The organism is Micromonospora chokoriensis, from assembly GCF_900091505.1.
In the GTDB taxonomy this organism is placed as follows: domain Bacteria; phylum Actinomycetota; class Actinomycetes; order Mycobacteriales; family Micromonosporaceae; genus Micromonospora; species Micromonospora chokoriensis.
Genome location: NZ_LT607409.1, coordinates 5,460,901 through 5,474,819, shown reverse-complemented (window position 1 = coordinate 5,474,819; position 13,919 = coordinate 5,460,901). Strand labels below are relative to the sequence as shown.

11 protein-coding genes are annotated in these 13,919 nt (G+C 71.0%); 8 read left to right on the top strand and 3 right to left on the bottom strand.

Going from position 1 to position 13,919, the window contains the following annotated elements:
• The first annotated feature begins 82 nt into the window (after positions 1-82).
• Together GA0070612_RS24820 and GA0070612_RS24815 are read left to right on the top strand one after the other, a co-directional pair.
• Positions 83-1,048 carry an alpha/beta hydrolase gene (locus GA0070612_RS24820; protein WP_231924322.1) on the top strand — a complete coding sequence of 322 codons (966 nt, stop codon included), beginning with the start codon at positions 83-85 and terminating at the stop codon, positions 1,046-1,048.
• A 5-nt stretch (positions 1,049-1,053) separates the two neighbouring features.
• Positions 1,054-1,410, top strand: a complete 357-nt coding sequence (locus GA0070612_RS24815; RefSeq protein ID WP_231924321.1) for a DNA polymerase ligase N-terminal domain-containing protein — start codon at positions 1,054-1,056, stop codon at positions 1,408-1,410.
• A gap of 81 nt (positions 1,411-1,491) precedes the next feature.
• Here the strand turns inward: GA0070612_RS24815 and GA0070612_RS24810 are convergent, their stop codons facing one another.
• Positions 1,492-1,722 (bottom strand): winged helix-turn-helix domain-containing protein, encoded by a 231-nt coding sequence (locus GA0070612_RS24810; RefSeq protein ID WP_088991742.1) that lies wholly within the window; start codon positions 1,720-1,722, stop codon positions 1,492-1,494.
• A 355-nt stretch (positions 1,723-2,077) separates the two neighbouring features.
• On the opposite strand from GA0070612_RS24810, the gene GA0070612_RS24805 reads away from it, so the two are divergent.
• The 3 genes from GA0070612_RS24805 to GA0070612_RS24795 all read left to right on the top strand — a co-directional run bounded on the left by GA0070612_RS24805 (position 2,078) and on the right by GA0070612_RS24795 (position 7,305).
• Positions 2,078-2,293: a hypothetical protein gene (locus GA0070612_RS24805; protein ID WP_088990107.1), complete on the top strand. Its 216-nt coding sequence runs from the start codon at positions 2,078-2,080 to the stop codon at positions 2,291-2,293.
• A 136-nt stretch (positions 2,294-2,429) separates the two neighbouring features.
• Positions 2,430-3,869: an AMP-binding protein gene (locus GA0070612_RS24800; protein ID WP_088990106.1), complete on the top strand. Its 1,440-nt coding sequence runs from the start codon at positions 2,430-2,432 to the stop codon at positions 3,867-3,869.
• A gap of 256 nt (positions 3,870-4,125) precedes the next feature.
• A complete protein-coding gene (locus GA0070612_RS24795) occupies positions 4,126-7,305 on the top strand; it encodes an AfsR/SARP family transcriptional regulator (protein WP_088990105.1) in 3,180 nt (1,059 codons plus the stop codon).
• A gap of 104 nt (positions 7,306-7,409) precedes the next feature.
• Here the strand turns inward: GA0070612_RS24795 and GA0070612_RS24790 are convergent, their stop codons facing one another.
• Complete coding sequence (locus tag GA0070612_RS24790; RefSeq protein ID WP_088990104.1) at positions 7,410-7,595, bottom strand: hypothetical protein; 186 nt, start codon at positions 7,593-7,595, stop codon at positions 7,410-7,412.
• Positions 7,596-7,866: 271 nt separating this feature from the next.
• Here GA0070612_RS24790 and GA0070612_RS24785 point away from each other — a divergent pair, with 271 nt between their 5' ends.
• Genes GA0070612_RS24785 through GA0070612_RS24775 form a run of 3 tightly spaced genes read left to right on the top strand, consistent with a single transcriptional unit; the run spans position 7,867 to position 12,884 of the window.
• Positions 7,867-8,205, top strand: coding sequence for a hydroxyisourate hydrolase (locus GA0070612_RS24785; RefSeq protein WP_088990103.1), 339 nt, complete (start codon positions 7,867-7,869; stop codon positions 8,203-8,205).
• A 58-nt stretch (positions 8,206-8,263) separates the two neighbouring features.
• The gene (locus GA0070612_RS24780) at positions 8,264-10,063 is read left to right on the top strand and encodes a 2-isopropylmalate synthase (protein ID WP_088990102.1); all 1,800 of its coding nucleotides are present in this window, start codon (positions 8,264-8,266) and stop codon (positions 10,061-10,063) included.
• Between the two features lie 46 nt (positions 10,064-10,109).
• Positions 10,110-12,884 (top strand): helix-turn-helix transcriptional regulator, encoded by a 2,775-nt coding sequence (locus tag GA0070612_RS24775; RefSeq protein WP_088990101.1) that lies wholly within the window; start codon positions 10,110-10,112, stop codon positions 12,882-12,884.
• A gap of 119 nt (positions 12,885-13,003) precedes the next feature.
• On the opposite strand, the gene GA0070612_RS24770 is transcribed toward GA0070612_RS24775, so the two are convergent.
• On the bottom strand, positions 13,004-13,861 hold the full coding sequence (locus tag GA0070612_RS24770) for a metallophosphoesterase family protein (RefSeq protein ID WP_197699233.1): 858 nt from the start codon (positions 13,859-13,861) through the stop codon (positions 13,004-13,006).
• Between the last annotated feature and the right edge of the window lie 58 nt (positions 13,862-13,919).

Sequence of the window (13,919 nt, the reverse complement as noted above, 5' to 3'; positions counted from 1 at the left end):
GGCCGGGAACATTCGTCCAAGCCACCCGAGGGCACGGACTGTGACAGTGAGCCCCCAGCGTCGGCACGCCCAGGAGGGACTCATGAGAACCACGGCTCCACTCGGCACCCGTCTGCTCAGGGACACGCAGGACTGGGAAGCCATGAGCGACGACCAGGTGATCCTCGCGCGGGACAGGGCCAACCGGGCGGCGACGTCCCGAGCCGCCTGGGTCGTCACCGGCCGTGTCGACCGTCGCGCCCAGGTTTCGGAGGAGACTATCGACCTTCCGGGCCGCCGTCTGGTGCTGCGCGTCCACCGACCGAAGGCCGCCGGCCGGGACCTGCCGCTGATCGTGTCCTTCCACGGTGGGGGTTTCATCGCGGGGACGGCGGCGCAGAACGACTGGCTCAACAGTCACCTCGCGGCCCGATGCCCGGCCGTGGTGGTGTCGGTGGAATACCGCCTCGCCCCGGAGCACCCGCTGCCCCATCCGATCGAGGACGGCTACGACACCCTCGTCCGGCTCGTCGAACACCCCGCCGCCTGGGGTGTCGACCCGGGCGCCGTCGCGGTCATGGGGGAGAGCGCCGGCGGCACGATCGCCGCGCTCATCGCCCACCGCGCGGCCAAGGACGGTCCGCCGCTCGTCGCCCAGGTGCTGAACTACCCGGTCACCGACTGGACCGACACCATGACCGGGTACCCGTCGATCGACGAGAACGCCGACAACCCCACACTGCCGCTGTCCCGGTTGCGCGCGGCCCGACGGTTGAGCGTCCCGTCGACCCTCGACCCGCGCGGGGTGTCACCCCTCATGGTCGACACCCTTGCGGGACTGCCACCGGCACTCGTCGTCACGGCCGGGCTGGATCCGTTGGCCGACCACGGACGACATTACGTCGAGCGGCTCCGCCAAGGCGGCACCGATGCTCGCCTGACCTGCCACCCGAGAGCCGTCCACACCTTCCTGAGCATCCCCGGTCTGGTGCCGGCGGCCCGACCGGCGCGACGCGACATCCTGACCTTCCTGAGACGTTACCTCCACCCGGCCCAGCGGCGAGAATAGGAAGAGTGGCACCTTTCTTCGTCCTGCACCACCACCGCACACCACGACCGCACTTCGACCTGCGGTTGGAGGAGAGCGGAGTGCTGCGCTCCTGGGCGGTGCCTCGGGGCCTGCCGGACAACCCGAACGACAACCGGCTCGCGATCGCGGTGCCCGACCACGACCTCGATCACCTCACCTACGAGGACGCCGACAAGTCGATCGCCGACATCGGCACCTGGGAGGAGCACGACCGGACCGACCGTCGGATGCTGTTCACGTTGCACGGTCGTACCGGCCGACGGCGTTACGCGCTGATCCGTGCCGGCGAGAGGTGGCTGCTCCACCTGACGAAGGAGCAGCCACCGGACGACCGCGGATAGCCGGCGGGGGTGCGACTCAGCCCATCGCCGCCGCGAGGTCGGCGGCGGCCTCGTCGGGGAAATGAGCGAGGCAGGCTGTGCCTACTGGCCCACGTCTTCCCTGACGTAGACGCCCCGACCGGGCACACCGACCACCAAGTTCTGGAACTCCAGCACCCGAATACCCTTCTGGACCGTGGTCACCGCAATGCTGTACAGCTTCGACAGTTCGGCATAGGACGGAAGCTTGCTACCCGGTGGGTATTCGCCGCTCCTGATGCGGGCAGCCAGGTCGTCGGCCATCTGACGGTAGCCGCCGGTCGGTATCGGCATGTCGGTTTCCTTCGGTTCGGGCGACCCCATTCGATCATGATCACGAAACAGCCTCAACGCCGACGTTCCCTTAGACGCCTGGGGCGTCTAAGGTGTCTAGGTGGCCGTTTGTGGTGGCAGGACGCGCTCGGAAAGCGGCAGAAGAGGTGGAAAATCATGGCGAACCGTCGAAGGCGCCGCCGTCCAGGACGGCGAAGCCTCCCTGCGGGGCGTGCGTCCGCGCGCGGCCCGGCGGCCTGTGGGTGCTCCGTCAAGAGGGCTGGTCCGGTGCGGAGGGCCCAGACCAGTGGGCGGGCCGTTGATCACCTTGGGATTGCTCGGCTGTCCGCGGCCAGGTCTCAGGCTTGCCGATCGGATGGAGGTCGCGGTGTCGATCGATGAGCCGGTCTCCAGAGCCACGGAGTTGTTCATGGTGAAGCGGATACTCGATACGCATTGGACTCGTGCGCTTGACCAGCCGTGGCGTGTCGGTGGGTGCTTGGAGTGCCGAGGTCGCAACGATTGCCCGCAGCTTGATTGGGCGATCGAGTTGACCGCCGAAGTGGCCGCGTTGATGTTGCGAAAGGGCTGATCGGGGAACGGGGCTTGTTGCAGGTCCGTGACCCGCCGTGGCAGGAGCCCGGCCGCCGAGTTAGGGGTGGGCCGGCGGAGGGCTGTTCCGTAGATTCAGCTGCGGTTGCGTCCGTGCGGCCGCGAGGGGGCTGGCCATGCTGTTGCCGTCGTTGTCCGGAGATGGGCCCGACCGTGCGGACGCCGTGAGCGTCGATGGCCACGGCACCTCCCGGGAAGCATTGCGGGCCGGCGCGGGCGCGGTGGCCGCCGACATCGCCGGGGCCGCGACGGTGGCGGTGCTCGCCAGCCCGGGTGTGCCGACCGTGGCCGCGATCGTCGGTGGTCTGCTGTCCGGGGTGGCGGTGGTTCCGGTGCCGCCGGATACCGGCGCGGCCGAGCTCGCCCACGTGCTCACCGACTCCGGGGCCGAGCTGCTGCTGGCCGGTGAGCCGGAGGCGCCGGTGCTGGTGGACTGTCCGATCCCGGTGCTGCCTGTCGACGTCACCCGACGCGGTGAGCTGTCGAGCGTCGACCCCGACCCGTCCACGACCGGGCTGATCCTCTACACCAGCGGCACCACCGGCCCACCGAAGGGCGTCCTGCTCAGTCACGCCGCGATCCGGGCCGGGATCGACGCCGTGGTGCACGCCTGGGACTGGACCGACGAGGACGTCCTCGTGCAGGGGTTGCCGCTCTATCACGTACACGGCCTGATCCTGGGTCTGCTGGGGCCGCTGCGTGTCGGCTCGCCGCTGGTGCACACCCGGCGTCCGACGCCGGGCCGGTACGCCGCCGCGCGAGGGTCGATGTACTTCGGGGTTCCCACGGTGTGGGGCCGGGTCTGCGCCGAGCCGGCCGCCGCCCGCGCGCTGTCCGCGGCCCGGCTGCTGGTCTCCGGCAGCGCGCCGCTGCCCGCGCCGGTCTTCGCCGGGTTGGAGGCGCTGACCGGGCACCGGCCCGTCGAGCGGTACGGGATGACCGAGACGCTGATCACGCTCAGTACGCGGGCGGACGGCCCACGACGGGTCGGCTCGGTCGGGGGTCCGGTACGCGGCGTGCAGGCCCGGCTCGTCGACGACGCGGGTGCGTCGGTGCCGGCCGACGGGTCGACCTTCGGTGCGCTGCAGATCCGTGGCGCGACGCTGTTCGACGGCTATCTGCACCTGCCCGAGAAGACCGCCGAGACGTTCACCGTTGACGGCTGGTTCCGCACGGGTGACGTGGCGACTGTCGACGAGGCGGGGGACTTCCGCATCGTCGGGCGGGCCAGTGCCGACATCATCAAGAGCGGCGGGTACCGGATCGGCGCCGGTGAGATCGAGGACTGCCTGCTCACCCACCCGCAGGTGCGCGAGGTGGCGGTGGTCGGTGCGCCGCACGCCGATCTGGGGCAGGAGGTGGTCGCGTTCATCGTCGGCGAGGAGTCGCTGGCCGCCCGGTCGTTGGTGACCTATGTGGAGAAGCGATTGTCCCGGCACAAGCGACCGCGCCACGTGCACGTGGTGGAATCATTGCCGCGCAATGCCCTGGGCAAGGTGCAGAAGGCAACTTTACTGTCGCTGTTGGAATCCGGGACCTTGCCGGGCGGTGTCTGACGTATGTCATTCCCGTGACCGCCTAGCCGAAAGGTGGAGTTTTGGCTGGGACATTCGGGCATCTAAGTGCCTCTCGTGTTTTCGACCCGTGGTGACTGCTCGTAGTCTCTAGACGAACACGGGGGGTGAGTCGTGTATCTAGATGTCTCGATCTCCGGACCGCTCAGGCCACGGTCGAGAAGCGCGATCGGTAGCCGGCCGGGGGGCTGGCACCGAGCGACGACGGCGATGTCGCGTCACCGCGGGGGAGGTGCGCGTGGAGGTACGGGTTCTGGGGCCGCTTGAGGTTCTGGTCGACGACAGACGGCTGGATCTGGGTGGGCACCGCCAACAGATCGTGTTCGCCAGCCTCGCACTGGAGGCCAACCGGGTGGTCCCGGTGGGGCGCCTGATGGAGGCCATCTACGGCGACGACCTGCCCAGCACCTCCCGTGCCCAGGTGCAGATCTGCGTCTCGGCGCTGCGACGGTTGTTCAACACCCACGACTACCCGGACACCATCGTCACCCGGTCCCAGGGCTATCTGCTCCGGGTCACGGAGGGCGCCCTGGACCTCGACCGGTTCGTCAGTCTCGTCGAGAGCGGCCGGCGGGCCCGTTCCGCCCAGAACATCGACGAGGCGGTCCGAAACATTCGCGCCGCCCTCGCCCTCTGGCGTGGCCGCGCCCTCTACGGGCTGGAGAGTCGGCTGGTCCAGTCGGCCGCCAACCGCCTCGACGAGCGGCGGATCAACCTCCACGAGGACTGCGTCGAACTCGAACTGGAACTCGGCCGGCACCGCGATCTCATTCCGGAACTCTCCGACCTGGTCGAACAGCACCCACTGCGGGAACGGCTACGGGGGCAGCTGATGCTCGCCCTGTACCGGTCCGGCCGCCAGGCCGAGGCCCTGGAGGTCTACCGGCAGGCCCGCCGCACGATGATCGACGAGCTGGGTCTCGAACCGAACCAGTGGCTCCAACAGCTGGAACACGCGATCCTCACCTCGGACGAGGAACTCGCCGCACCGGTCTCGCCCGCGCCGCCCGCCCCCGCGCCGCTGCCACCGGTCGCACCGGCGCTCGTCGTCGCGCCGGTGGACGATCTCCCCGTCGGCGCGATCAGCCCGCCGGTGATCGTCGCCCCCACCGAACCGGTCGTCCCGGCCACCGTGCCGTGCCTGCTCCCCACCGACATCGCCGACTTCACCGGCCGGTCCAAGCAGATCGACGTCATCGAGCAGCAACTGTTGATGGCGGCCGAGAGCCCGACGCAGTTCGCTGTGCCGATCGTGGTGGCCGCCGGCAAGCCGGGCATCGGCAAGACCACCCTCGCCGTGCACGTGTCGCACCGCGCGGCGACCCGGTACCCGGACGGGCAGCTCTTCGCGGACATGCACGGCCGCAGTCCCCAGCGGGTCGGCCCGATGCAGGTGTTGGAACGCTTCCTGCGGACCCTCGGCGTCCCCGGCACCGCGATGCCCGAGGTGCTGGAGGAACGCGCCGAGCTCTACCGGGACCTGCTCTCCGACCGCCGGATGCTCATCGTGCTGGACAACGTGGCCGGTGAGAGCCAGGTGCTGCCCCTGCTGCCCGGCACCCCCCACTCGGCCGTGCTGGTCACCAGCCGCAGCCGGCTGGCCGGCCTGCCCGGGGCGATCCACCTCGACGTCGACGTCTTCGACGAGGAACACTCGCTCGAACTGCTGGCGCACGTCGCCGGACGGGAACGGATCGAGCAGGAGCCCGAAGCAGCCGCCCAACTCGCCTTTCTGTGCGGGAACCTGCCGCTGGCCCTGCGGATCGCCGGCGCTCGGCTGTCGGCACGGCAGCACTGGACGGTCGAGCATCTCGTCGAGCGGCTCGACAACGAGGCGCGGCGCCTGGACGAGCTGAAACACAGCGGGATGGGCATCAGGGCCAGCATCTCGCTCACCTACGACAGCCTCACCGAGGAGGCCCGCCGGCTCTTCCGTCGGCTCGCCGTCCTCGACGTGCCGTCGTTCTCCGGCTGGGTCAGCGCCGCACTGCTCGACGAGCCGGTGATGGACGCCCAGGACCTGCTGGACGACCTCGCCGAGGCGCAACTCGTGGAGAGCACGAGCATGGGGCCAGGCCAGGTCCCGCAGTACCGCTTCCACGACCTGATCCGGGTCTTCGCCCGGGAACGCCTCGCCGCCGAGGAGAGCGTCGCCGACCGCAACGCCGCGCTGTGCCGGGTGCTCGGCGCCCTGCTGTTCCTCGCCGAGGCCGCCCACTGCGGCCTGCACGGCGGCCCCTACTTCGTCCTCAGCAGCGACGCCACCCGCTGGCCGTTGCCGCAACGACTGACCGAGCAGCTGGTCGCCCGTCCGCTGAGCTGGTTCGAACGGGAGCGGCACTCGCTCGTCGCCGGGGTCCGCCAGGCCGCGCAGGCCGGCGTCACCGACCTGTGTTGGACACTCGCCCACATCGCGGTGACCCTCTTCGAGCCCCGCATCTACCTCAACGACTGGCGGGAGACCCACCGGATCGCGCTCGCGGCCAGCAAGGCGGCGGGTGACGAGCGGGGGCAGGCCGCCATGCTCTACTCCAACGGCTCGCTGTTCCTCGCCGAGCAGAGATTCGACGAGGCGCGCCGCGACCTGGAGGCGGCCGGGGTGATCTTCCGCGGCCTCGACGACGAGCAGGGGCTGGCGTTGGTCACCCGGCAGATCGCGTTCGCCGACCGGATCCGAGGGGACCTGCCGGCCGCCGCCACCCGCTACGAGCACGCGTTGAACAGCTTCCGACGCAGCGGCGACCTGGGCGCAGCGGCCTACGTCCTGCACAGTCTGGCGCAGGTGCACATGGAGAGCGGACATCCGCAGGACGCGTTGGCCATCCTGCCCGAGGCGCTGGTGATGAGCCGCAGCGCCCGCAGTCGCCGGGTGGAGGCCCAGGTGCTGCACCGCATGGGCGACACCCACCTGAACACCGGGGACCCGCACGCGGCGGCCACTGCCTTCGCCGAGGCGTTGGCGGTGGTGCAGGACATCGGCGACCCGGTCGGTGAGGCGTACGCGCTGCACGGGTTGGGCGTGGCGCACATGACCGCCGGTGATCTGTGCGCCGCCGAAACGGCGTTGCAGAGCGCCCTGGGCCTGGCGAGCACGGCCGGGGAACGACTCATCGAGGCGCGGGTGTCGCTGGCGTTGGGCGAACTCGCCCTCGAACGGGGCAGTGCGACACAGGCGGTGGTGCACCTGCACCGGGCACTGGGACTGTTCCGGGGCATCCGCGCGCCGAAGTTCGAACAGCGGGTGCTGACCAAGCTGACGGAGGCGTACGTGGCGGCCGGTGGCCGGGAACATCCGGCGGCTACGGCGGCCGAACCGGTGCGGGACAACGTGGTTCCGCTGGTGCGTCAACCTCGGCAGCAGCGGCCGGATCGCACGGGCAGCGGTTCCTCGGTGGTGCAGGGACTTCGTCAGGGCTGAAACTCGGGTGCGGCCGGCCGGCTCGTCAGCCGTACCGGGCTCCCGGGACGTGTGCCCGGTGGCCGTTGATCAGATGGCCCGCCGGAGACCCACGTGGTGCTCCGTCAGCCCCAGGGCTGGCTGGGGGAGGCGGTCGTGCTCGGGGTGGGGGTGGCCGCCGGCGCCGGGGTGCTACCACTGGCGTCCTCGGCGTGTGCGGCGGTCGCTCCGAACATCCCGACGGTGACGGCGGCGGCGGCGAGAGCGATGGCGATGCGGGCCTTGACGGTGAGCGAGACGTTGCTACGCATGGCGATGTTCCTCCAGGTGAGGGGGTTTTCGTTCCGCCGTGTTCGGCGATGTCACCAACGTAGGAACGAGCCCCATCCCCCGGTTATCTGTTCGCCTGCCACCCCCTATCACCGCTATCGGATAGCGACCGATAGCCGGCGATAGAACGGCGAAGGCCATCCGATAGCCAACCGGCGCAGTCTTCTGCCCTAGGCCGGGAATCCGGCAACCAACCGTCGCCGGCTCGCACCGCGGGTCACCGCGACGGGACCGACTGGCAGGTGACAACACATGAGTGTTTCGGCGCAAGCTTTGGACGGAGTGTTCGGCCGCCCGGCGGCGGGCATCCGGGCGCGATTGGAACGCGCTGACGACGGTGGCTGGAAGCCGGTCGCCGACGCGGAGTCCGACCCCGACGGCCACATCGACGACTGGGCGGCAGAGCTCCTGGAGAGGGGCCCGTACCGGATCGTCTTCGACAGCGACCACTACTTCTCCGGCCTCGGCGTCAGCGCCGCGTACCCGGAGATCGCTGTCACCTTCCGAGTCCAGGACGAGTCCGACACCTGTCAGGTCCAGGTGCTCCTCACTCCCTACTCGTACTCGATGTACTTCGGCACCCGCGGATGAGTCAGGTGGCGGCCGGGCCACACGCGCCGGCTCCGTACAGCGAGGAAAGGAATCCATCGTGAACCCGAGTCGACGTTCCGCCGGCCGCTACCTGCCCTCCGCCCCGGTGAGCCTGCCGGACCGGAGGTGGCCGAGCCGTACGGTCACCACCGCGCCCCGGTGGCTCTCCACCGACCTGCGCGACGGCAACCAGTCGTTGGCCAACCCGATGAGCCCGGCCCGGAAACTGGCCATGTTCCGGTTGCTCGTGGAGATGGGCTACCAGGAGATCGAGGTCGGTTTCCCGGTCGCGAGCCAGGACGACCACGACTTCGTCCGGCTGCTGATCGAGGACGACCTGATCCCGGACGACGTCTGCATCACGGTGCTGACCCAGGCCCGCGACGAGCTGATCCGGCGCACCGTGGAGAGCCTGGCCGGCGCGCCGAGGGCACGCATCCACATCTACAACGCGACCTCACCGCTGTTCCGCCGGGTCGTCTTCGGCATGACGCGCGCCGAGTGCCTCGACCTCGCGGTCCAGGGGACGCGCCTGATGATGAAGTACGCGGACCGCACCCTGGCCGGCACCGACCTGCGCTACCAGTACTCGCCCGAGCTGTTCAACGACACCGAGCTGGAGTTCTCCCTCGAGGTCTGCGAAGCGGTCATGGACGTGTGGCAGCCGGAGACGGACCGGCCGATCATCCTGAACTTCCCGACCACCGTCGAGCGGACCATGCCGAACGTGTTCGCCGACCAGATCGAGTGGCTGGACCGCAACCTGTCCCGCCGCGAGCACGTGTGCCTCTCGGTGCACCCGCACAACGACCGGGGCACCGGTGTCGCCTCCGCGGAGCTGGCGACCCTCGCCGGCGCGCAGCGGATCGAAGGCTGCCTGTTCGGCAACGGCGAGCGGGCCGGCAACGTCTGCCTGGTCACGCTCGGGCTCAACCTCTACACCCAGGGCATCGACCCGGGCATCGACTTCTCCGACATCAACCGGATCCGGCGGACCGTCGAGTACTGCAACGAACTCCCGGTGCACCCGCGCCACCCGTACGGCGGGGACCTGGCCTACACGGCGTTCTCCGGCTCGCACCAGGACGCCATCAAGAAGGGCTTCGACGAGCGCGCCCGGGCCGCGATGGCGATCGGCGCGTCCGTCGACGACCTGCCCTGGGAGGTGCCGTACCTTCCGCTGGACCCGGAGGACGTCGGCCGCACCTACGAGACCGTGGTCCGGATCAACAGCCAGTCCGGTAAGGGCGGCGTCGCGTACGTGCTGGCCAGCCGGCACGGCATGCTCCTGCCGCGCGACCTGCAACTGGAGTTCGCCGCAGTGGTGCAGGCGCAGGCCGACGCCGCCGGGGCGGAGATCTCACCGGCCCGCATCGGGGAGCTGTTCCTCCAGGAGTACGTCGTGCAGCGCCCGCTGTCGGTGCCGCTGCGCTTCCGCGACATGGTCGACACCGAGCTGCACGTCGGGGGCGGCGGCTTCACCGTCGGCGCCGCCCGGGCCGACGCCGTCGAGCAGATCCGCACCACGATGCTGTCCTGGGGGATCGACGTACGCGCCGTGCACCGCACCGGGGTCGGCGCGGTCAGCGAGCGCGACGACGTGGTCGTGTACGCCGAGTGTCGACTCGGCACCCGTACCGTCTGGGGCGTCGGCATCGACGCGGGGCCGGACACCGCCGCCTTCGCCGCCGTCCGCGCGGCCCTCAGCCGCGCGCTGCGCTCCGGCACCGCCCTGGAGACCGTCGGGGACCTCGACGCCCCCGTGATGCACCCCGCGCCACCCCTGCTGCGCCCGGTCCTGGCCGGCGCCGCCGGCCTCGACCTGGCCGGCACCGTCGGCCTCGACCGGGCCGGCTGAACACCGTTCGAGGCCGTTCACCATTTCAGACCTGGGGGAAATCCACATGGGACTCGTAGAGAGAGACAAGGCGGTGACAGCCCTGGAGGGCCTGCTCACCGAGGCGGTCGCGGGCCGTGGCCGGGTGGCGATGATCACCGGTACCGTCGGCACCGGCAAGAGCGAACTCCTGCACACCCTGGCCGACCGGGCCGTCGACTTCGGTGCCCTGGCGGTCACCGCGAGCGGCGCCCACGCCGAGCGCAACCTGCCCCTGGCGCTGCTCAGCCAGCTCTTTCACGACGCGCCCCTGCAGGACCGCGAGCGTGAGCGGGCGATGAGCCTGCTGCACGAGGGCACCGTCGCGGCCCTGGCCGCCGACAACCGGGACGACAACGAGCACATCGACGTGCAGATCGTGCACGGGCTCTGCACCATCCTGCTGGAACTGGCCGAACGCTATCCGCTGGCGCTGCTCGTCGACGACGTGCACCACGCCGACCGCGCCTCGGTGGTCTGCCTGGCGTACCTGGCGCGGCGCGCCCGGTTCGCGCCGGTCCTGGTCGCCTTCACCCAGACCGAGTTCGGGCGCAGCGCCGACCCGTCCTGGCAGGCGGAGCTGCTGCGTCCGGGGCACGGAAGCCGGATCAAGCTGACACCGCTCACCGGCCTCGGCGTGCAGCAGTTCGCCGCCGAGACGGTCGGCGCGGAGGTCGCCGAACGGCTGGGCGGCCAGTGGTACCAGCTCACCGGCGGCAACCCGCTCCTGGTCAACGGCCTGCTGGAGGACTACCAGGCCGCGACCGAGGAGACCGGCACCGAGCCGGACGAGGTGGTGGTGGGGGAGCGGTACGCCCAGGCCGTCGTGTCCTGTCTGCGCCGTGGCGAACCGCAGCTGCTGGAGGTCGCTCGCGGGGTGGCGGTGCTCGCCGACACCGAGGCGCTCGACCGGCTCCTGCGTACCGACGCCGGGGTGGTCGCGCAGGCCATGCGGGCGCTGACCACGGCCGGCATCTTCACCCTCGGCGGGTTCCGGCACCCGGTGGCCGCGGCCGCCGTGCTCGCCGGGTTCGACCAGGACGAGCGGGCGGAGCTGCACCGACGCGCGGCGGTGCTCGCCTACGACGGCGGGGCGTCGGCGCGGGTCGTGGCCGAGCACCTGCTGGGCGCCAAGGAGGCCGGCGAGGCGTGGGGAGTGGCGGCGCTGGAGGACGCCGCCCGGCAGGCCCTGCGGGAGGGCCAGGTGGAGTCGGCCGTCAGCTACCTCAAGCTGGCCTGGCGGGCCTGCACCGACGAACGGCAGAAAATCAAGATCATGACCACTCTGGTACGCGCCGAGTGGCGGGTCAACCCCAGCACCTCCAGCAGTTACCTGCCCGAACTCGCCGGCGCACTGGACAAGGGTTTCCTCCAGGGCAGCGACGCGGTGATCCTGGCCAAGGCGCTGCTGTGGCACGGGCAGCTCGCCGAGGCGGAGGTGATCCTGGAGCACCTCGCCGCCACCGGAGTGGACCTCGACCCGGCCGCCGCCGGCGAACTGGCCATGACCCGGCCCTGGCTGCGCTGCTCGTTCACGCCACTGGCCCAGCACTTCCGGCCGGCGCCGGTGACCGTCACCACGGTCTCGGCGAGCCGTCGCCTGGAGGCGGCCAACGCACTGTCCACGGTGCTCAGCGCCACCCCGTCGGAGAACGTGGCAGTCGTCGTCGAACGCATCCTGCGCAGCTCCCGGCTCGACGAGATGAGCCTGGACACCGTGGAGAGCGCCCTGCTCACCCTCACCTACGGGGGGCACGCCGAACAGGCGGCGCCCTGGTGCGACCTGTTCATCGAGGAGGCGCACACCCGGCGGGCCCCCAGCCGGCAGGCCCGTCTCGCCGCGATCCGGGCAGAGGTCGCGCTCCGGCTCGGTGACCTGCCCGGCGCGGCCCGGCACGCCCGCCTGGCCCTGGAGATCATGCCGCCGAGCAGTTGGGGTGTGGGCGTCGGCGTGCCGCTGGCCAGCCTCGTCACGGCCTGCACCGCGATGGGTCGCTTCGACGAGGTGTCCGAGTGGCTGGACCAGCCGGTTCCGGAGACCATGTTCCAGACCCGGTACGGGCTGCACTACCTGCACGCCCGTGGTCGCTACAGCATGGCGACCGGCCACCTGCCGCTCGCGCTCCGGGACTTCCAGAAGTGCGGTGAACTGATGACCACCTGGGAGTTGGACGCGCCGGGCCTGGTCGCCTGGCGCACCGACGCCGCCGAGACCCTGCTGCGGATGGGACGCCCCGACCAGGCCCGCCGGCTCATCGAGGACCAGTTGGGGCGGTGCGGCAAGGACATGCCGCGCGTCCACGGCTCCGCGCTGCGCCTGCTCGCCGCGACCAGCCAGCTGCGGCACCGACCGATGCTGCTGCGGCAGGCGGCCGACCTGTTGCAGTCCGGCGCCGACCGGTACGAGCACTCCCGGGTGCTCGTCGACCTGACCGAGGCGTACCACGCGCTCGGTGAGTCGCGGCGCGCGGGAATGATCGGCCGGCGGGCGCGGGCACTGGCGGAGGAGTGCGACGCGCAGCCTCTGCTGCGCCGGCTCTCGCGGGACATCGGCTGGGACGACAGGGAAACCGCCGCGGCGCAGCCCAGCGTCACCGGCAGTGCCGCGATGCTCAGCGACGCCGAACGCCGGGTGGCCGCCCTGGCGGCGATCGGCTACACCAACCGGGAGATCTCCGACAAGCTCTATATCACTGTGAGCACCGTGGAGCAGCACCTGACGCGCATCTACCGCAAGCTCGGCGTGGTGGGGCGTACCGACCTGCCGGCGCACCTCGAACTCGACCTGTCCGCGACCGTCTGACCCCGCGTACCCCGGCCCCGCACCGCGTCACCGCGCGGTCGGGGCCGCGGTGTGTGTGGGCGATGCGCGCGGGCCGTCGGTGTGCGGGCCGCGCAGGAGGGGTCGCCGGTCGGCGGAGGTCAGGACGGCTCGGGCGCGGGAAGGATGACCCGCAGCGGGTCACCGTGCCGGCCGTACAGGTCCTGTTCGCGGGGGTAGCCGAGGGAGACCTCCTCGAAACGGACGCCGTCCTCCACCGTCGTCCGGGGGATGTGCAGATGGCCGTAGACCACCACCGCCGCCCGGTGGTCCAGGTGCCACGTCGCGGTGCCGGTGGTGCCGCACCACTGGGCGAACTGCGGGTAGCGCAGCACCCACGTCGGCTCCCGGGTCAACGGGAAGTGGTTGACCAGCACCGTCGGCAGCCCCGGGTCGCACTGGGCGAGACGGCGCTCGGTCTCCCGCAGCCGGGCCCGGCACCAGTCGTCAGCTCCCGGGTAGGGGTCCGTGTGCAGCAGGAACTCGTCGGTGCAGACGATCCCGGCCGACTCGGCCCAGTGCCGCGCCTGCTCCTTGGTGGTCCCCGGTGGACGGAACGTGTAGTCGTAGAGCACGAACAGCGGCACCACGACCACCGGGCCGCCGGCCCCACGCCACACCGGGAAGTCGTCCTCGGGTGTGACGACGCCCAGATCGCGGCACCTGCGTACGAGGTCGCGGTAGCGCTGCTCGCCGCGCAGCTGCACCGGGTCGTCGGCGGGCGTCCACAGCTCGTGGTTGCCCGGCACCCAGATCACCGTCGCGAAGCGCTCGGCGAGCAGTGTCAGCGCCCACTGGACATCGGCCATCTTCTCGCCGACGTCGCCGGCGACGATCAGCCAGTCGTCGGCGTGGCCCGGGCGCAGCCCCAGCACTGTCTCCCGGTTGCGGGCATACCCGACGTGCAGATCACTGATCGCCAACAACCTGCCGTGCGGAACCGTACCGGGAGCACTCACACCGCCGATCCTAGGCGCGCACCGGCACCGCCCGAAACGCTCGCGAACCGGTTCTCGG

Coding starts and splice junctions, on each gene's coding strand:
- GA0070612_RS24820 (WP_231924322.1), top strand. CDS start 83: ATGAGAACCACGGCTCCACTCGGCACCCGTCTGCTCAGGGACACGCAG.
- GA0070612_RS24810 (WP_088991742.1), bottom strand. CDS start 1,722: ATGCCGATACCGACCGGCGGCTACCGTCAGATGGCCGACGACCTGGCT.
- GA0070612_RS24785 (WP_088990103.1), top strand. CDS start 7,867: ATGAGTGTTTCGGCGCAAGCTTTGGACGGAGTGTTCGGCCGCCCGGCG.
- GA0070612_RS24790 (WP_088990104.1), bottom strand. CDS start 7,595: ATGCGTAGCAACGTCTCGCTCACCGTCAAGGCCCGCATCGCCATCGCT.
- GA0070612_RS24775 (WP_088990101.1), top strand. CDS start 10,110: ATGGGACTCGTAGAGAGAGACAAGGCGGTGACAGCCCTGGAGGGCCTG.
- GA0070612_RS24800 (WP_088990106.1), top strand. CDS start 2,430: ATGCTGTTGCCGTCGTTGTCCGGAGATGGGCCCGACCGTGCGGACGCC.
- GA0070612_RS24805 (WP_088990107.1), top strand. CDS start 2,078: ATGGAGGTCGCGGTGTCGATCGATGAGCCGGTCTCCAGAGCCACGGAG.